14 protein-coding genes are annotated in these 19,567 nt (G+C 56.8%); 8 read left to right on the top strand and 6 right to left on the bottom strand.

The window, feature by feature from the left end:
* The first annotated feature begins 356 nt into the window (after nt 1-356).
* From recC to recD, 3 genes are read left to right on the top strand one after another with little or no spacing between them, the layout of a single operon-like run.
* Entirely contained in the window at nt 357-3,803 is a 3,447-nt protein-coding gene (recC, locus tag ED901_RS23375; RefSeq protein ID WP_162997933.1) for an exodeoxyribonuclease V subunit gamma, read from the top strand.
* Complete coding sequence (recB, locus tag ED901_RS23380; protein WP_122097395.1) at nt 3,800-7,498, top strand: exodeoxyribonuclease V subunit beta; 3,699 nt, start codon at nt 3,800-3,802, stop codon at nt 7,496-7,498. The genes recC and recB overlap by 4 nt, the downstream gene beginning before the upstream one ends.
* Nucleotides 7,495-9,549: an exodeoxyribonuclease V subunit alpha gene (recD, locus tag ED901_RS23385; RefSeq protein WP_122097396.1), complete on the top strand. Its 2,055-nt coding sequence runs from the start codon at nt 7,495-7,497 to the stop codon at nt 9,547-9,549. Before recB ends, recD begins: the two co-directional genes overlap by 4 nt.
* Here recD and ED901_RS23390 read toward each other — a convergent pair whose 3' ends face one another.
* The 3 genes from ED901_RS23390 to ED901_RS23405 all read right to left on the bottom strand — a co-directional run bounded on the left by ED901_RS23390 (nt 9,550) and on the right by ED901_RS23405 (nt 11,462).
* Nucleotides 9,550-9,792 carry a hypothetical protein gene (locus ED901_RS23390; RefSeq protein WP_072158192.1) on the bottom strand — a complete coding sequence of 81 codons (243 nt, stop codon included), beginning with the start codon at nt 9,790-9,792 and terminating at the stop codon, nt 9,550-9,552.
* 45 nt (nt 9,793-9,837) lie between these two features.
* A complete protein-coding gene (gene yniD, locus ED901_RS23395; RefSeq protein ID WP_112164783.1) occupies nt 9,838-9,945 on the bottom strand; it encodes a small membrane protein YniD in 108 nt (35 codons plus the stop codon).
* Nucleotides 9,946-10,250: 305 nt separating this feature from the next.
* A complete protein-coding gene (locus ED901_RS23405) occupies nt 10,251-11,462 on the bottom strand; it encodes an MFS transporter (RefSeq protein ID WP_122097398.1) in 1,212 nt (403 codons plus the stop codon).
* Between the two features lie 114 nt (nt 11,463-11,576).
* On the opposite strand from ED901_RS23405, the gene ED901_RS23410 reads away from it, so the two are divergent.
* Nucleotides 11,577-12,485 carry a LysR family transcriptional regulator gene (locus tag ED901_RS23410; protein ID WP_056781375.1) on the top strand — a complete coding sequence of 303 codons (909 nt, stop codon included), beginning with the start codon at nt 11,577-11,579 and terminating at the stop codon, nt 12,483-12,485.
* 78 nt (nt 12,486-12,563) lie between these two features.
* Here the strand turns inward: ED901_RS23410 and ED901_RS23415 are convergent, their stop codons facing one another.
* Nucleotides 12,564-12,836 (bottom strand): hypothetical protein, encoded by a 273-nt coding sequence (locus ED901_RS23415; RefSeq protein WP_056781372.1) that lies wholly within the window; start codon nt 12,834-12,836, stop codon nt 12,564-12,566.
* 91 nt (nt 12,837-12,927) lie between these two features.
* The gene (locus ED901_RS23420) at nt 12,928-13,653 is read right to left on the bottom strand and encodes a DUF3053 domain-containing protein (RefSeq protein ID WP_122097399.1); all 726 of its coding nucleotides are present in this window, start codon (nt 13,651-13,653) and stop codon (nt 12,928-12,930) included.
* Nucleotides 13,654-13,786: 133 nt separating this feature from the next.
* Here ED901_RS23420 and ED901_RS23425 point away from each other — a divergent pair, with 133 nt between their 5' ends.
* Complete coding sequence (locus tag ED901_RS23425) at nt 13,787-14,902, top strand: DUF1615 domain-containing protein (RefSeq protein ID WP_122097400.1); 1,116 nt, start codon at nt 13,787-13,789, stop codon at nt 14,900-14,902.
* A gap of 377 nt (nt 14,903-15,279) precedes the next feature.
* On the top strand, nt 15,280-15,492 hold the full coding sequence (gene cspA, locus ED901_RS23430; protein ID WP_056781364.1) for an RNA chaperone/antiterminator CspA: 213 nt from the start codon (nt 15,280-15,282) through the stop codon (nt 15,490-15,492).
* Between the two features lie 562 nt (nt 15,493-16,054).
* On the opposite strand, the gene ED901_RS25175 is transcribed toward cspA, so the two are convergent.
* Complete coding sequence (locus ED901_RS25175) at nt 16,055-16,192, bottom strand: hypothetical protein (protein WP_162997923.1); 138 nt, start codon at nt 16,190-16,192, stop codon at nt 16,055-16,057.
* 696 nt (nt 16,193-16,888) lie between these two features.
* Between ED901_RS25175 and ED901_RS23440 the strand changes: the two genes are divergently transcribed.
* Both ED901_RS23440 and ED901_RS23445 read left to right on the top strand, forming a co-directional pair.
* The gene (locus tag ED901_RS23440; RefSeq protein ID WP_056781358.1) at nt 16,889-18,226 is read left to right on the top strand and encodes an MFS transporter; all 1,338 of its coding nucleotides are present in this window, start codon (nt 16,889-16,891) and stop codon (nt 18,224-18,226) included.
* A complete protein-coding gene (locus tag ED901_RS23445) occupies nt 18,219-19,565 on the top strand; it encodes an enolase C-terminal domain-like protein (RefSeq protein WP_122097402.1) in 1,347 nt (448 codons plus the stop codon). The genes ED901_RS23440 and ED901_RS23445 overlap by 8 nt, the downstream gene beginning before the upstream one ends.
* The last annotated feature ends 2 nt before the right edge of the window (nt 19,566-19,567 follow it).

Consider the following 19,567-nt stretch of genomic DNA (forward strand, 5'->3'; position numbering starts at 1 on the left):
ATATTTTTATTAACTGATTCACTTGTATTTGTTATGCGGTAAATAACTAACGCTTCTTTATAACAGTTTACTTTTCACGACACAAAAGCTGTTTTCTGAATCTTCTAAAAAATGAGATTTTTACCTCTGATAAACAGAAAATTATTAGATAGCTGAATGTTACTGAAATGAATTTAATTAAAAACTAATTTATTGGCTAATGAAATTATCAGGGGAGTCATCATTAACGTCTCCCTCTGACAGGATGACGGTGCCTGCAATCCCGGCCTCTTTTCCTTTCAATCCTTTCCAAATCAACGCAAAATCTCTCCCTTAAACCAGCGATAAAAAGGGATGCGGGCGTGAATTCAGGTTTGATGGTGTTACACGGCAATCACTCAGAAGCCCTGAGGGACGTGCTGATCACGTGGATGGCGGCGCATCCGCTTTCGCCGCTGGAAAATGAAGTGATTCTGGTGCAGAGCAATGGCATCAACCAGTGGCTGAAACTGGCGCTGGCGCGCGATGCGGATGACGGCGGCTGCGGCATTGCGGCGGCGCTGGACATCAAGCTTCCGGCGCGTTTTTTCTGGCAGGTGTACCGCGCCGTGCTGGGCAAAGAGCAGGTGCCGGAATCTTCACCGTTCGACCGGCCATTGCTGACCTGGCGGCTGATCCGGCTGTTACCGCAATTGCTCACCGAACCGGTGTTTGCACCGCTGGCGCGTTTCTTAAAAGACGACGGCGACATGCGCAAACTGCATCAGCTGGCACAGCGTCTGGCCGATTTGTTCGATCAGTATCAGGTGTATCGCGCCGACTGGCTGGAGGACTGGGGCAACGGACTGGACGTTCTGCGTACCAGCCGCAAGGGCAGCGATCCTTTACCGGAAAACCTGCTGTGGCAGCCTCAACTGTGGCGTGCGCTGCTGGCGGATGTTCCTGAAAATCAGCGCAATACCAGTCGCGCCGCGCTGCATCAGCGTTTTCTGCACCACGCCCAAACGCTTTCTGAACATCAGCGCCCGGCCGGTCTGCCTGCGCGCTTGGTCGTTTTCGGCATCTCTTCACTGCCACAGCAGTCTCTCGAAGTGCTGGCGGTGCTTGGCCGCTGGACGCACATTTTTATGTGCGTGCATAACCCGTGCGAGCACGACTGGAGCGATATCATCGCCGATAAAGATCTGCTGCGCGCCGAACGGATGCGTCAGCAGCGCAAGCCGGGTATGCCGCCGGTGATGAACGATGATGAGCTTCATCAGCATGCCCATCCGCTGCTGGCGGCGTGGGGCAAGCAGGGGCGCGATTATATCGGCCTGCTCAATGAATATGACAACCACGAATCCTATGCCTCGCAACTGGCGCCGGTGATCCCGCGTATTGATCTCTTTACCTCTAACGGCACCGATACGTTGCTGCACCAGTTGCAGGAAGATATTTTGCAACTGCGCCCGCTGGCTGAAACCAAAGGATACTGGCCGCCGCTGAATGCGCAGGACGACTCTCTGCGCTTCTACATTACCCACAGCGCCCAGCGCGAAGTGGAAGTGCTGCATGACCGTCTGCTGGCCGCGCTGGCGGCAGATCCGACGCTCAGACCGCGCGATATTATAGTGATGGTGCCGGACATCAACGGCTACGCGCCGCATATTCAGGCGGTGTTCGGCCTGACCGCGCGCAGCGACCCGCGCTACATTCCGTTCACCGTCGCCGATCAGGGGCCGCGCCAGAATAATTCTCTGCTCGGCGCGCTGGAACGCCTGCTGAATTTGCCGCAGTCGCGGTTTGCCGTCAGTGATTTGCTGGATTTACTCGATGTGCCGTCGGTGCGTCAGCGCTTTGCCATCGAAGAAGAACAACTGCCGCTGTTGCACCGCTGGATACGCGCCGCCAACGTGCGCTGGGGGCTGCACGCCGAACAGCGTCAGAGCCTCGAACTGCCGTTATCGCCGGAGCAAAACAGCTGGTTCTTTGGCCTGCAACGGATGCTGCTGGGCTACGCAGTGGGCAGCGGCGAAGCCTGGGGGAATATCGAGCCGCTGGATGAAATCGGCGGGCTGGACGCGGCGCTGATCGGGCCGTTGTCGCATCTGCTGAGTTGCCTTGATGAAACCTGGCGTCAGCTGCGCGAGCCCGCCGCGCCTCAGGTCTGGGGTGAGCGTCTGCGCGCGATCCTTTCACAGTATTTTGCACAGGACGACGAGGGAGAGGACGGCTTCATTTTAGTCCGTCTGCACACCGAACTGGACACCTGGCTGGAAGCCTGTGAAAGCGTTGATTTACAAGCCGAACTGCCGCTTTGTGTGGTGCGCGATCACTGGCTGGCGCAGTTTGACCAGTCCGGCCTGACGCAGCCGTTCTTCGGCGGCGCGGTGACCTTTGCCACGCTGATGCCGATGCGCGCCATTCCGTTCCGCCACGTTTACCTGCTCGGTATGAACGACGGTGATTATCCGCGTAACCGCGTGCCGATGGATTTCGATCTGATGGGACGCGATTACCGCCCCGGTGACCGTTCACGTCGGGAAGATGACCGCTACCTGTTCCTCGAAGCGCTGCTTTCTGCCCGCGAACGCTTACACATCAGCTGGGTGGGGCGCAGCATTCATGACAACACCGAGCGCCCGCCGTCGGTGCTGGTGGCGCAACTGCGTGACCATCTGGCGGCAGGCTGGACGCTCAGCAGCGGCGACGAGGTGCTGCCCGCGCTGACCGTTGAACATCGCCTTCAGCCGTTCAACCGCGACTATTTTGTTAAAGACAGCGCACTGTTCAGTTATGCCCACGAATGGCGTGCCGGGCTGGAAGCGGAAGCCGCTGACGTTGCTGCACAACCGCTGCAACCTGTTGAACAGGAAGGGGCGCTGACGCTGCGCCAGCTGTCGGATTTTCTGTCGGATCCGGTGCGCAGCTTCTTCCGCCAGCGGCTGAATATCTATTTTGAGCGGGAAGATCCAGGCAGCGAAGATCAGGAACCCTTCGATGTGAACGCGCTGGAAAACTGGCGATTACAGGATGAACTGATCCGCGCGCAGAAATGGGCGCTGGAAGCCGGGGTTTCGCGGCAGGATGTTTTGCGACAGCAGCTTGAACGCATCGAACGGCGCGGCGAGCTGGCACCGGGCGAATTTGCCAGAGTGCTGAGTGAAGATCTGGCGGAGCCGATGGAACAGCTGTTTGCCAGCTATCAGCAGGTGCTCGACGCATGGCCGCAGGCTCTCGGCAATGAATCGCTGAGCGTGGATACCGGCGGCGTCAGTTTCTCCGACTGGCTCGGCGATCTGCGCGCCAGTGAGGGCGGTGAACGGGCGCGCGTGGTGCTGGAAAGTGGCGGCCTGATGACCAAAGAGCGCAGCTACCGCTTCGACAAACTGCTGCCGTACTGGGTCGCTCATCTGGCCGGGCACCTCGGCGGGCAGCCGATGCACAGCATTATTGTCAGCAAAAACGGCACCGCTGAACTGCCGCCGCTGGAGATTTCACAGGCCGAAGCGCTGTGGCAAACGCTGGTGGAGACATGGCAGCAGGGGCAGTTACGTCCGCTGCCGCTGGCGGTGAAAACCGCCTTCGTCTGGCTGAAAAAAGACGGCAATGAACAGAGCGCGCCGGACAGCGATGCCTGGTTTGCCGCCCGTGATGCCTATGAAAATCACGATCCGGCTAACAAAAAATTCGGTGAGCGCGACAGCAACCCGTATCTGGCCCGCGCGTGGCCTGATTTTGCCACATTGTGGTCCGACGGCGAATTCGACGTGCTTGCGGATCGCCTTCTGGCTCCGCTGAGAAATCATCTTTCTCGCAGTAAGAAAGGAGGAAAGGAATGACGGATCGCACCCTGCCATCGGCCCTCAATGTGCTGAATTTCCCGCTGACCGGCAGCCGCCTGATTGAAGCCAGCGCCGGTACCGGGAAAACCTTCACCATCGCCGCGCTGTACGTGCGGCTGGTGCTCGGGCACGGCGGCGATAACGCCTTCAGCCGCCCGCTGACGCCGCCCGACATTCTGGTGGTGACCTTCACCGATGCGGCCACCAAAGAGCTGCGGGATCGTATTCGTGAACGTCTGTCCAAAGCGGCGGCGTGCTTTCAGGAAGATCCGCATGAGCCGTCATCGGGCGACGAATTTCTCTTAACACTGCGTGCGGAATATACGCCGGAGCAATGGCCGGGCTGTGCCCGTAAATTGCAACTGGCCGCCGAATGGATGGATGAGTCGGCGGTTTCCACCATCCATGGCTGGTGTAACCGGATGCTCGGCGAACACGCGTTCGACAGCGACAGCCTGTTTACGCAGACACTGGAAACCGATCAGAGCGAATTGCTGATGGACGTGGTGCGCGACTACTGGCGCAGTTTCTATTTCGCGCTGCCGGAGCCGGACATCCGCACGCTGCGCGGCTGGTGGCGCACGCCGGAAGCGTTACACCAGAGCGTGATGCCACTGCTGGACTATGCCGACGAACTGGGATCGGATGAACCGCCTGCGCAGGTGTGCGAAACGGTCAGTCAGCAGAAAGCCGACGAGCTGGCGGCGCTGAAACAGGGCTGGGCGCAATGGACGCAGGAGCTGCGCACGATCCTCGAGGGCGCGGTGGCGGCGAAAGTGGTCGATGGCCGTAAAATTCAGGCGCGTTATTTCACGCCGTGGCTGGAAAAACTCCATACCTGGGCCACCACCGATGAAGTGATGCCGGATCTGAAAACCGGCTGGGAACGCCTGACGCCGGAAGGCCTGGCAGAGTGCTGGAAACAGGGCGAGCCGCCTGCGCACCCGGCGCTGACCGCGATGGAAACCCTGAAAGCGCGTCTCGAGAGTTTGCCTGATGCGCGCAGCGGTTTGCTGAAACACGCCTGCCGCTGGATAGAAAACCGCTTTGACGCCGAGCAGCAAAAGCGTGCGCAAATGGGCTTCAACGATTTACTGACCCGCCTCGACGCCGCGCTGCACAGCGATAACGGTGAACGGCTGGCGGAGATCATCCGCACCCAGTTCCCGGTGGCGATGATCGACGAATTTCAGGACACCGATCCGCTGCAATACCGTATTTTCGATACCGTTTACCGGGTGGCAGAAAATGTACCGGAGCAGGGGCTGATCCTGATCGGCGATCCGAAACAGGCGATTTATGCGTTTCGCGGGGCCGATATTTACACCTATCTGCGGGCGCGCCGCGATACCGGCGGACGTCACTACACGCTGGCGACCAACTTCCGTTCCACCCGCGCCATGGTCGCGGCCGTGAACGAAGTGTTCCAGCTGGCGGAATCCCGCGCATCCGGCGAGGGCGCTTTTCTGTTCCGTCGTGGTGATGACAATCAGGTGCCGTTCCTGTCTGTGGAAGCCAAAGGACGCGCCGATACGCTGGTGATCGACGACGCCGAAGCTGCCGCCATGACGCTGTGGTATCCGGAAGATCAGGCGGAGGCGTTGCCGAAACTTCAGTACGTTCAGCTGATGTCTGACGGCTGTGCGACAGAAATTGTCCGTTTGCTGCGTCTCGGGCAACAGGGCACCGCCGGTTTCGGCCACCCCGGAGAACCGCTGAAACCGGTCATGCCGGGCGATATCGCGGTGCTGGTGAATACCGGCCGTGAGGCCGCGGCGATCCGCATGGCGCTGTCCAAACGCGGCGTGCGCAGCGTCTATCTGTCAGATAAAGAATCCATTTTCCAGAGCGCGCAGGCAGGCGAATTGCAGTTCTGGCTGGCGGCCTGTGCCGCGCCGGAAAACGATCGTCTGCTGCGTGCCGCCCTGGGGACGCCTTCGCTCAATCTCAGCTGGGAAGCGCTGGATCGTCTGAATCAGGATGAAAATGAGTGGGAGCGCTATGTCCGGCAGTTTCAGGAGTACCGTACCTGCTGGCGCAAACAGGGCATTTTACCGATGCTGCGCCGCCTGATGTGGGAGTTCGACGTGCCTCGCCGCCTGCTCGGGCGGGGTGATGAGCGGGCGCTGACCGATTTGCTGCATCTTTCAGAACTGCTGCAACAGGCGAGTGTGCAGCTCGACGGCGAACATGCGCTGATCCGCTATCTGGCGGAGCAGTGTCAGGATGAACATCAGGGCGGCGACGCACGTAAATTGCGTCTGGAAAGTGATGCCGAACTGGTGAAAGTGGTGACGGTGCATAAATCCAAAGGTCTGGAATATCCGCTGGTCTTCCTGCCGTTTGCCTGCGCATTCCGCGCGGTGAAAAAACAGGATTCACCGCTCAAATGGCATACGCCGGAAGGCGAGCTGGAAGTGGCGTTAAGCGCCAGTGAAGACGAGCTGGCGCTGGCTGACCGTGAACGGCTGGGGGAAGATCTGCGTAAGTTTTACGTGGCGCTGACCCGCTCGCGTTACGCGCTGTGGCTGGGTATGGCACCGCTGAAAGAGTTTGAAAAGAGCGCGCCGGGTTATCTTTTTAACGGCGGCGAGGCGATTGATGCTGCCGCGTTGCCGGGCCGTTTACAGGCGCTGGAAACCGACACTCTGCGCGCATGGCCGCTGCCGGTTCCTGACGGCGCCGTGTTTCGTGCGCAGCAGGCGCTGCCTGCGCTGGGGCCGCGCCCGCCGTTGCGGATGCAGAAAGCACCGCGCTGGTGGGTGTCGAGTTTCTCGGGTCTGCAAATCGCGCCTGCCGGTACCTATATCGTCTCAGACGGGGTGACACACGAGCCGCAGGCGCAGGCCGAAAGCGCCGCACAGGACACCTATTTTGAAAACAAGATCTCCGAAAGCCTCGGGCTGGACGATCTGCGACTGACAGACGCATTATCGCAGCCGATAACCGGCGCGGATTTGTATGCGTTTCCGCGCGGCCCGGCGCCGGGTAATTTCCTGCATGGTTTACTGGAGTGGGCGGGGGACGAGGGTTTTGCTGCGCTGGCGGCTGAACCGGAGAAAATCGCCGATCAGATTGGCCGTCGCTGTCAGACCCGCGGCTGGGAGAAATGGATCCCCGCGCTGACCGGCTGGCTGACCGCGCTGCTGACGCAGCCGTTACCGCTGCCGGATGGTGGGGCGTTTACGCTGGCCGGTTTGCCGCCGTATCAGGTGGAGATGGAGTTCTGGTTCTCCCTGACGCAGGTGCCGACCCGTCGCCTGGACAAACTGGTTCAGCACTACACGCTCGGCGGGGCAGAACGTGCGCCACTGCTGGCGGAAGATCTTAACGGCATGCTGAAGGGCTTTATCGATCTGGTGTTCGAACATGACGGGCGTTATTACGTGCTGGATTACAAATCTAACTGGCTGGGCGCTGATGCCAGCGGCTATGACCAGACGGCAATGACGCAGTCGATGCGGGATCACCGCTACGATCTGCAATTCACGCTGTACCTTTTCGCCCTGCATCGTTTGCTGAAATCACGTCTGCCGGATTACGACTACGACCGGCACATCGGCGGTGCTGTGTATGTCTTCCTGCGCGGCTGCCATGCGCCGGGCAACGGGGTCTGCGTTCAGCGGCCGGACAAAGCGTTAATGGAAGAACTCGACATGCTGTTTAGTGGCAATCAGGAGAAAAGCGCATGAAAATCAACAGCCATGAAGATATCGCGCAGCTGCTGGCAAGCTGGGTGGCGTGCGGCTGGCTGCGTGAGCTGGATCGTGCGCTGGTGACGTTTCTGGCGAAACAGGTGCCCGATGCGCATCCGCTGTTATTGCTGGCTACCGCGCTGACCAGCTATCAGCTCGGACGCGGCCACGTTTGTCTGGATTTACAGGCCACGCTGGCGGACAGCGCCTTTTCACTTTCCCTGCCGCCGGATGGCGATCACGCCGACGGCGCGGTGATCCGCCCCTCAGCGGTGCTGGATAATCTCACGCTACGTCAATGGATGGATGCGCTGGTGCAGCCGCAGCTGGTCGGCAACGGTGCAGGCAATACGCCGCTGGTGCTGACCGGCCACCGGTTATATCTGCGCCGCTACTGGCAGTACGAACAGAACGTGCGCGGAGCGATTGAACAACGGCTGGCGCGCAGTCAGCCGCAGGCGTTGCCGGTGGACTCCCTGCGCACGGCGCTGGACGCGCTGTTCCCGGCGAAGCGTAATGCCGGGCACGTTAACTGGCAGAAACTGGCCTGTGCGCTGGCGGCGGGAAGTGCATTCAGCATTATTACCGGCGGCCCCGGCACCGGCAAAACCACCACCGTCGTCCGCCTTCTGGCGTTGCTGCAAACGCTGGCACTGGAAGACCGGGGCCAGCCGATGCGTATCCGGCTGGCCGCCCCGACCGGTAAAGCGGCGGCACGGCTGAATGAGTCGATTGCGGGGGCGGTATCGAAGCTGGAACTCGGCGGGCTCGGCAACGGCGAGGCGGTGCGTGAAAGCATTAATACGGAAGTGGTGACGCTGCACCGCTTGCTGGGCAGCCGCCCGGATACGCGGCATTTCCGCCATCATCAGGGCAATCCGCTGATGCTGGACGTGCTGGTGGTGGATGAAGCCTCGATGGTCGATCTGGAAATGATGGCGGCACTGCTGGCGGCGTTGCCGGAGAGCGCACGCCTGATCCTGCTCGGTGATAAAGATCAGCTGGCGTCGGTGGAAGCGGGCGCGTTGCTCAGTGAACTCTGTCAGCGCGCGAGGGGTGGCCATTATCTGCCGCAAACCCGCGACTGGCTGCAAAGCGTGACCGGCGAGCAGATCCCCGATGCGCTGGTGGATCCGCAAGGTACGGCAATCGATCAGGCCGTGGTGATGCTGCGCCACAGCTACCGTTTCGATGCGCAAAGCGGTATCGGTCAGCTGGCGGAAGCGGTAAACGACGGGGATGTGAAAGCCCTTAAACAGGTCTTGAAGCACGGCTACGCTGACCTGGCGCAGCTGACATTGAGTGCCGACGATGATGCGGCGTTGCGCGACTGGGTGATCAACGGTGCGGCGGGGCAGTTTCCTGCGACACAAAGCCGGGAGGGCATTTCGCCGCCAGCCGGTTATCGGCATTACCTGACGGTGGTGAATAATGAGCGACCGGCGCTGGATGAATCGCCGGAATCCTTCAACCGCTGGGCCACAAAAGTGTTGCTGGCGTACAGTCAGTTTCAGTTGTTGTGTGCCTTACGCGGCGGGCGCTGGGGCGTTGAAGGGCTGAATCTGCGCATTGCGGAATTACTGTATAAAGAGAAACTGATCCCTGCGTCGGTGGGCTGGTATCCGGGGCGTCCGGTGCTGGTGACGCGCAACGATTACGGCCAGCGGCTGATGAACGGTGACATCGGCATTACGTTGCCTTACCCGCAAACGCTGGCGGAGGGCACGACGGTATGGGGGATGCGCGTGGCATTTTTGTCCGGAGACGGTACGCAGAGTATCCGCTGGGTGATGCCTGGCCGGTTACAGGCGGTGGAAACCGTATTCGCCATGACGGTGCACAAATCGCAGGGCTCTGAATTTACCCACACCGCGCTGCTGTTGCCGGAGAATCTCAGCCCGATCCTCACACGCGAGCTGATTTACACCGGGATCACCCGTGCGCGTCACTGGTTCAGTCTGGGGTGTGTCGGAGGAGTCAATGCGGTGCTGCCGGAAGCGGTACAGCGCAGGGTGCTGAGAGCCAGCGGATTGATCGAAACGGTGTGATCAGTATTCGTATTGCGGTGTTTTGAGGGTTTTGACCGTGGCCCGCGTTTTGGAAGCGGGCACTTTGGTCGCTTTCAGCGGGTCACCGGCAACAAACTCAAGCGTCGGGGAATAGTAAAACGGCAGCCAGCCGCCATAGCCATTCTCCCACTCCCAGCGAACCGGGCAGGGCCAGAGAATGTCTTCGTACATAATGTAATAGGTCCATCGCCCGTGAGGGCGACGTGGTTTGGGGGTCTTCATATGGGCGTCAACTTAACTCAAAATAGTATCGCTAACAATAAAAGCTCAACCCCAAATCATGGCCGCCCAGCGGAGTAACAACAGGCCGCCGCAAATGCACAACAGCACGACGACCATCTTCCAGTGTTTACTCATCATCCTTTTTGTGACCATCGGAGCCTCCCTGTATTGAGCCAGTGTTAACTGGTGATTTGCCGGTCAATGTAGTGGACCACGTGTTCCTTTAATTCGGGAACTGACTGGTCGGCGAGCCACTCAAAAGCCACCAGTAATAAGGTTGTCAGGGTGAGTACAGTCAAAATTATAGCGGCTTTTTTATGGGCTTCCATCGTCTCATCGTCTTTGCATTGCCTGTTTTTTACTCTATCAGAAAGTGCTGCGTCTGAGGAACTTTCAGGCATTTGGTTCTGAAAGGGTTTAGGAAATTATACCCTTTCAGACAAAGTGAAACTTTGATCCTATCCCTTCGTGAGCGGATCCGCGCAAATGAGTGCATGCCGGCTGCCCGGTTTAAAGCCGTGTTGCCGTGCGCGCCACGCGATGCCCAGACCGGCCAGCAGCAGCAGAACCATCACCCACGGGAAAACGTCAATACCGGTTGTGTTGAGCAGAATACCACCCGATAAACCGCCCCCGGCAATCGCCAGATTCCATGACACGACCACCAGCGATTGCGCGATATCGCCCTGTTCCCCGGTGGCATCCGCGATGGCGGTTTGCAGTAACGTAGCCGCGCCACCGAACGTCAGCCCCCAGACCAGAACGCACAGCGTGACCATGAACGGAGAATGGCTGTCCAGCGCCAGACCTACAGAAATCAGGGCGAACAGCGCCAGGCTGGTCAGCAGGGTGTGTCTGAGACGTTTATCCACCAGCATGCCGGTGATGCCAATTCCCGCCAGCGCGCCAATGCCGAACACCAGCAGGATCTGATCAGCCCGTCCGGCCAGACCGGAGAGTTTCAGGAACGGCACGATATAGGTGTAAAGCAGGTTGTGCGTCAGCATCCACAGAAGGATCACGGCCAGTATGCTGCGCACGCCGGGCATCATGATGACATGACGCAGCGACTGCTGTTCCCCGGCAGCCTGCCCCGGATAATCCGGCACTTTACGCATCACCCATACCACCAGCAGCAGCGTGAGGGCGGACATGACCCCGAATGCCGTCCGCCAGCCGAGCAGGGTGCCCATCCACGTCCCCAGCGGTACGCCTATCGACAGCGCCACCGGTGCGCCCAGCATGGCCACCGATAGCGCCCGTCCCTGCTGGTGCACCGGCACCATACGCCGTGCATAGCCCGCCAGTAATCCCCACGCCAGACCGGCCGCGGCACCGGCCATCCAGCGGGCAAACAGCGTCAGCATGAAGTTTGTCGATATTGTCGTGATGGTGTTAAACACCAGAAAACCGAGGATCGCGGTCAGTAACGCGGTGCGGCGGTTCCAGCCGCGCGTCATCGCCGCAAGCGGGATCACCGCCATCAGAGATCCGGCGGCATAAAGCGTGATCAGCTGCCCGGCCATCGCCTGCGAAATATCAAGGCCGGCAGAAATTTGGGGCAATAAACCGGCGGGCAGGGTTTCAGTCATGATCCCGATGAAACCGGTCATCGCCATCGCCAGTAAAGCCGAAAGCGGCAGGGGGGATTTCAGTGCAGTGGAATTCATGGAGTCTCTCAGTGATGGAAAAGGTGAAATCACGATAGAGAATTCCTCAGTGCGGAAAAAGTAGGGTACATTTCCAGTGTATGCGGACTCTGTTGTCCGTAATCGGAGGTGGCAGTGGAAAGTCTGAGTAGCCTTAATGTGTTTGTGCACGTTGCTGAAACCCGAAGCTTCGTGGCCGCCGGGAGGATATTAGGGGTGTCGGCGTCGGCGGTGGGCAAAAGCATCGCCCGGATGGAAACCAAGCTGAACGTCCGCCTGTTTCACCGCAGCACGCGCAGCGTCACGCTCACGGCGGAAGGTGCGCTGTTTCTTGAGCGCAGCCGCCGGATTGTCGCTGAGCTTGAAGCGGCGGAAAGTGAGTTATCTCAGTTGTCAGAAAGTCCTCGTGGCAGGCTGCGCCTGAGTTTGCCGCAGGTGAGTACGCTGTTGTTGCCGGTGCTGGGGGAATTTATGCGCCGCTATCCTGACATCGAACTGGATTTGGATTTTACCGATCGTATCGTTGATGTGGTGGAAGAAGGGTTTGATGCCGTGGTGCGGACCGGGCAGATGGCTGATTCACGGCTTTCGATGCGAAAACTCGGCACATTTCATCATCTGCTGGTCGGTGCTCCGGCCTATTTTGCCGCGCACGGCGTGCCGGGCGAACCGCAGGACTTGCTGAATCACCGTTGTCTGCATTTCCGGTTTCCCAACAGCGGAAAGCTTGAGCAGTGGCCATTCCCTGCGCATCAGGATCTGACGCTGCCAGTATCGATGGTTTGCAATAACATCGAAACGCGACAGTGTTTTGCTCTGCAGGGGTTGGGTATTGCGTGTTTGCCGGATTTTAGCATCCGTAAGGAATTGGCGCGTGGACAGCTGGTGACGGTGCTGGATCAGTACGTTAAACGCAGTGCAGACTTCTTCATTTTATGGCCATCGGGCGGCTATATGACGCCCAAGTTGCGGGTGTTAATCGATTTTCTCAGCGAACGGGTATTTCCGGAAAGCCCTGAACTGGCGCTGATGTGTCCCAACTAAGCGGGCGGGTAAGCGCAGACGCGTGGGGGAAAATCAAAAGGCTCAAATTTGCGTTGAGCCCTGACTGTGCATGGGGAATTAACGGCTTCCCGGCAACAGAGATTCGGTGCATTTGAAGACGTCTTCGCGGAATTTGCGTGAGGCCTCATCCAGATCGGTCTGATTGGCGACGTCTGCACGGTTGGCTTCCAGCGCCTGATTGACGGCGACGGTGAAAGCATTTTCCTGGCTGGCGTTCAGCACGTTACCCACGCTGCCGAACAGCAGACGCATGGCGGAAATTTGAACCAGAAGTTCACGGTTTACGCGTTCCAGCTGATCCACGCGTTTGGCAAGAATTTCGTCACTCATAGGTGTCTCCTTAGTTAATTGCCGCACACCATAACAAAAGCGTCGCCATGAAAAAACCGCCTTTCGGCGGTCAGGGTGCACGAATGCGGGTTTAGCGTACCATTTGCTGCATCTGGCGGCTGTATTCCATCAGCTGCGCATTGAGCGGCACCAGCTGCTGCTGAATCGCGTTGTATTTATCCAGCTGTTTTTGGGTAGAAAATTGCAGGCGGTTACCGGTAATGGTGACGTTTTTGCCCTGGCTTTTGATGAAGTCGGCTTTTTCCACGATGAGATTCAGCACCTTCGGCAGTAAATCAAACACCTGTTCAGTGATTTCAGAAGGTTTCACCACAGTTTTATCGTAGGCCTGATCGTAAAGCTTTTTCAGGTCATCCGGCTGTTTCAGCGCACTGTGCTGGGTATCGGCTTGCGTTCTCAGCGTGATGATTTTTTCTTTCCAGTTCAGGCTGCTGTCGGCCATTTTCTTTAAATCATCACGTTGCTCGACCAGCGCGTTGACGCTGTTCACGCTGTTCATTCCGGCAAATACCGGCACCAGCGAGGAGTTCAGCTCGGTATTCATCTGGTGATGGAAACCGGTGATGATCGCGTAATCTTTGCTGTATTCGCCGAACTGTTTTTTCTCTTCTTCGGTCAGTTGCGGGACGGCCAGTACCTGTTTATCCAGAATGCGTGACTGGAGGAAATCCATAAACGCTTTGCGCTGTGCGGGCTCTTTGTCGCCACAGCCGCTGACGGCAAAAATCATCATCAGCAGCATAAAAGGCATCAGAAATGTGCGGTGGAAATGAGAGGTTTTGGTGGCGTAATGCATGGATTCCTTGCTCCTTTTGCTCCATATTCAGAAGATTAACCTTAGCGTAAAAAGATGAAATTTTAACTAGAAAGCCGCGCTTATCTTGGTTAACGTCCCTGAGTTAACGGATAACTGCCTCTTCAGGAAAGGTATGACTTTGAACGATAAGCCATTTTTAGTTCCCCGCACGCTCGGTTTGCTGGCAATAATGATCCTCGCCGGTTGTACCTCGAATAAGAAAGAAGAGGCGCCGCTGAAAAACCCGCAGGACACCAGGGCGGATATCGTTCGGCTTATGCCTTCCGGCGCCCCGGACAAGAAAGGCTGGGCAACGGACATCACGGCGGCATTTTCAGCGCAGGGCATCCCGGCAACGACCGACAATGTTTGCTCCGTGCTGGCCGTGGCGCAGCAGGAATCCAATTTCAATGCGGACGCGCCGGTGCCGGGGCTCGGAAAAATTGCGTGGAAAGAGATCGACCGCCGCGCTGACGCGGTTCACGTGCCGAATTTCCTGGTGCACACCGCGTTGTTGTTGAAATCTCCTGACGGCAAGTCTTACAGCGAGCGGCTGGATAAGGTGAAAACCGAAAAACAACTCAGTGCGATTTTCGATGATTTTATCAATATGGTGCCGATGGGGCAGAAGCTGTTTGGCAATCTGAATCCGGTGCATACCGGCGGGCCGATGCAGGTCAGCATTGCGTTTGCTGAGCAAAATGCCAAAGGCTATCCGTATAAAGTCGATGGCTCCATTCGTAATGAGGTGTTCAGCCGTCGCGGCGGTGTCTATTTCGGCGTGAAGCATTTGCTGGGCTATCCGGCGAATTACTCGCAGCCGCTTTACCGTTTTGCCGATTTCAATGCGGGCTGGTACGCCAGCCGCAACGCCGCGTTCCAGAGTGCGGTCAGTAAGGCCTCGGGCATTCCGCTAGCGCTGGACGGGGATCTGATCAATTACGGGACCGATAAACCCGGCAGCACGGAGCTGGCGGTGCGCACGCTAAGCAAACGTCTGGATCTCAGCCAGTCTGCCATCCGCAAGGCGCTGGAGAAGGGGGATCAGCCTGAGTTTGAGGACACGAAGCTGTATAAGCAGGTGTTTGCGCTGGCAGATAAAACCACCGGCAAGCGTCAGCCGCGCGAAATCCTGCCGGGGATTACGCTGGAAAGTCCAAAAATTACCCGCACGCTGACCACGGCGTGGTTTGCAAAACGGGTAGACGGACGCCGCGCCGAGTGCGTCCGCCGGGCATCGGCACGCTAAAGAACGCGAAGTGAGCCTGAGGAATCGTCTTAAAACCTGTTTTAACCGGCAGGTTTTATTCTTTTATTTTCGGGCTACAGCCACCGCCCTTCGTGGCCTGCGGGTTATTTGCCGCGGAAATATAATCAGCATCAATTGAAATGCGATGAAATAAAGGCTTGCTTAATAAATCCTGCTGTGTGTAAATAGCGTCAACGGTTTGTGGTTAAGACCTATTTATGTAAGACATTTTAGTAAAGCAGTTCCTGGTTCAAGTGATATAGCAAATCCTTTCTCCGACGAATTTCCTTCTCTGATGCATCCATAAGTATTTCAAATAAAAACAGACCTATATTGCCCTATGGCATCATAAAATAAAAACGAAGAAGGTATTTCCTATGTCTAATAAAATGACTGGTTTAGTAAAATGGTTTGACGCTGGTAAAGGTTTCGGTTTCATTTCTCCTGCAGACGGCAGCAAAGACGTGTTCGTACACTTCTCTGCAATCCAGAGCAATGATTTCAAAACCCTGGACGAAGGTCAGAACGTTGAGTTCACCATCGAACAAGGCCAGAAAGGCCCTTCAGCGGGTAACGTTGTCGTTCTGTAATGTCGCCTGATATTGAAGGCAAATCACCTGCAATAGCGAAGATGGGGTAAACCCGGAGCAGACAGGAATCATTGTTTCAATATCGACATGCTGAACCACAAAAATAAACCCTGGCCAAGGCCGGGGTTTATTATTTATAAGCTTCCAGAATTATTTCGGGAGCCACAACAGAAAAGCCGGTTTTCTTTATTTATCGGATTTTGCGTTAATCAACGATAAATAAATATGTCAGTCGTTTTTTCTGTTGTGACCAGGCCATGCTCAGGCTGCGTAATGTTGGAGTGTACGATGGACGCTTACGCCATAATATGACGGCCGGGAAAGCACCGGCAAATCCCCTTTCTCCTTTGGCTGGCTTTGCGTTGGCCGCCATCATTGACGTCAGTGACCTCCTTTTCGTCATGCTTCGGGCAAAAAAAAGCCCGCACGCGGCGGGCAAAATAACAGGGTTCTACAGGGGTATTACACAGGGACATCACACAACATTTGATGGATTTAAGATACCAAACGCTGTGTATGGTTTTGTCATCACCGGGTAAGGTTACTCCAGCAGATGTAAGCCTTATTTGTCTGCGTAATAACCAATGACCTGGTCGATTTTCGCATCCGCTAAGGCAATTCCCTTCTGTATCAATGATTCTGAACCGATGCTGGCCAGCAGAATGACCACTGCAACAACCATTAATCCCTTGTAAGTCATGTTTATCTCTCAGTGAGTGTGATGTTCATACGGGGTTTTGTTGCAGGCATTATGTGGCGATACCTGATATATCACCACGTTTCCTTTCTCAGGGCAGGGGAGAAAGCGTTACAGCGCCATGTGCCCGACGCCAAAATAAGTCACCAGACCAATGATAACCAGCAACACGATGGCTGCGGCGGTGTAGAGGATGATGCGTTTGGGGCTGTAAAAAGCCATAGATATGTCCTCATCGAAAAATAGTGTTCTGCAACGGGCGTTACAAAACCTCCATCATCAGCGCCATCACGTAGCCAATCGCTACGGAACCGCCTGCCATCATTAACCAAAAAGCTGTTGCTTTCATTTCACGCTCCTTGTGCCGGGACGGCGTGCCCCGGTCATCGATTTCAACGCCTGATTATAACAAACCTGTAAATCATAGGAATAATGACATACTTTGATTTTAAGCCGTTGATCGGAAAAAATTTAACCGGAAATTGTGAAGCGCCTCGCTAATCCTCCCAAAAGGTCATCCCCTCTTTTAAAATTGACTGTGCTTATGCACATCACTCAATCCATTGATAATATGAATTAATCCACCGCGGCTGTCTTTGCTGACGATCAAACATTGGGCGAGTGCACAATGGCAATTCATCCCATTCGCTTTTTAATGAGAGTTGCAGTTGCTCATTATTTCAACGCTAAGGGAACCTCATGAACGGTCATGAAAATAAAGCGGTAAGAAGTGCAAACCGCAAATTCTTTGTCCGCACCATTCCGATGCTCATCCTGATGCTGATCATTAACCAGATTGATCGCACCAATGTCGGATTCATCAAACACAGTCTGGAAACGGACGTCGGCATCAGCACCGCCGCCTTCGGTTTTGGCGCGGGTTTGTTCTTCGTCGGTTACGCGCTGTTCGAAATCCCCAGCAATATGCTGATGGACAAGTACGGCGCACGCGTCTGGCTGACCCGCATTATGATCACCTGGGGCGCCGTGGTCTTTGCCATGGGCTTTGTGACGACGCCGATGCAGTTTTACGTGCTGCGTTTTTTACTGGGCGTGGCCGAAGCCGGATTCTTCCCTGGGATCCTGTTCTATTTTCGTAAATGGGTACCGAATGTGTACCGCGGACGCGCCACGGCGCTGATCCTGACCGGATCGGCGGCGGCATACTTGTTATCCGGCCCTGTGACCGGCGGATTGCTGGAACTGCATGATTTCATGGGATTGCCGGGCTGGCAGTGGGTGCTGTTTATTGAAGGTGCGCTGTCGGTGCTGGTCGGGATCGTGGCGGCATTCTTCCTGGTCTCCAGACCGGAAGAGGCCAAATGGCTGACCGCCGCGGAGAAAGAGGCGCTGAGCACCGCGCTGACCGAAGAGGCCAGTTCGCGTGATGTGAACACTCAGGGCCAGTCACGCTGGAAGTTGATCACCGACGGCAAAATGGCCTACCTCTGTTTTCTGTTTTTCGTGATGTGCATGACCGGTTACACGCTGGTGTTCTGGCAGCCGGAAATTATTGGCCGGATCCCGGGACTGTCGCCGTTACAGATCGGTTTACTCAACTCCGTGCCGTGGATTTGCGCCATTATCGCTATCAATATTCTCGGGCGTGTCAGTGACCGTTTCCGCGGCAATCGTGAAACCATTCTGGCGCTGGCGCTGATTGTCGCCGCCATCGGCACCTGTTTGTGTACCCTCGGTGGCCCGTGGTTTGGTCTGTTTGCGCTGTGCGTGGTGTGCGTCGGCACCAAATCCAGTGCGGTATTGTTCTGGCCTATTCCGCAAAGTCAGTTGCCGTCTTCCATCGTTGCGCCGGGCATAGCGTTGATCAATTCGCTGGGTAATCTGGGCGGATTCTTCGCACCGGCGGTCTTTGGTTATCTGCAACAAACTACCGGCAGCACGACGTCGGGGTTGTATATCCTCAGCGGCATTTCCGTGTTTGCCGCCATCACGCTGTTCTTCACCAAAACTCACCGCACGCCAACTCAACCTGACTATCACGCCCCGCAGGGACTGGAGCAAAAACGCCATGTCTGATACGCCAAAAATTGTCGAAATGCAGGTCATCCCGGTTGCCGGTCACGACAGCATGCTGCTGAACATCGCCGGTGCCCACCATTGCTATTTCACCCGCATTCTTCTGGTGCTCAAAGACAGCGCCGGGCACACCGGGGTGGGGGAATCGCCCGCGACGGGAGTGGTGCTGAAAATCCTTAACGACGCGATCCCGCATATCGTCGGCCAGGAAATTGGCAAAATGAATCAGCTGGTCAGTGATTTGCACAAACGCGATCTTGACGAGCACGCCCGGCCTGCCCCGGTTTTGCCGGGCTTCCGGCCATGGGATCTCGAGCGGCATCACAATGCCGTGGCGGTGCTGGAAACGGCGCTGCTGGATCTGATGGGGCAACATCTCGGCCAGCCAGTGGCCCAGCTGCTCGGCCCCGGCAAACAGCGTGATGAAGTGCCGGTGCTGGGGTATCTGTTTTATATCGCCGATCGGCAGAAAACAGATTTAGCCTATCTGGAAGGGAAAGCGCAGGCGGGGCAACACCCGTGGTATCACCTGCGGCATCAGGAAGCCATGACGCACGAGAAAGTGGTGCAACTGGCCGAGGCCGCGCAGGACAAATACGGTTTCAGGGATTTCAAACTCAAAGGCGGTGTTCAGGCGGGAGAGATCGAAATCGACACGGTCAGGGCGCTGAAACAGCGCTTCCCGCAGGCGCGGATAACCGTTGACCCGAACGCCTCGTGGTCGCTGGATCAGGCGATTTCGCTGTGCAAAGGCATGCACGGGATTTTGTCTTACGTTGAAGATCCGTGCGGCGCGGAGCAGGGTTTTTCCGGGCGGGAAACGCTGGCGGAATTCAGGCGCGCCACCGGTTTGCCGGTCGCCACCAATATGATTGCCAATGACTGGCGGCAGATGAGCCATGCGCTGCAACTGAACGCGATAGATATCCCGCTGGCCGATCCCCATTACTGGTCGATGCGCGGGGCAAATACCATCGGGACGTTATGCAATGCGTGGGGACTGACGCTCGGTTGTCACTCGAATAATCATTTCGACGTATCGCTGGCGATGCTGGCGCATCTCGGTGCGGCAGCGCCGGGGGAGATTACGCCGTTTGATACGCACTGGATCTGGCAGGAAGGACAGCATCTGACTAAAAATCCGCTGCAAATCAAAGACGGCAAACTGGCGCTGAACGATCTGCCGGGGCTGGGTGTGGAGCTGGATATGGATGCCGTCGGTATTGCCCATCAGCGCTACAACAACCTGACGCAAAAAGACCGCGATGATGCGATCGCCATGCAATATCTGATACAGGGATGGAAGTTCGACGGCAAGCGCGCCACGCTGGTGCGCTGATT

Origin of the sequence: Rahnella sp. Larv3_ips (assembly GCF_003697865.1) — a bacterium.
GTDB classification, from domain to species: domain Bacteria; phylum Pseudomonadota; class Gammaproteobacteria; order Enterobacterales; family Enterobacteriaceae; genus Rahnella; species Rahnella rivi.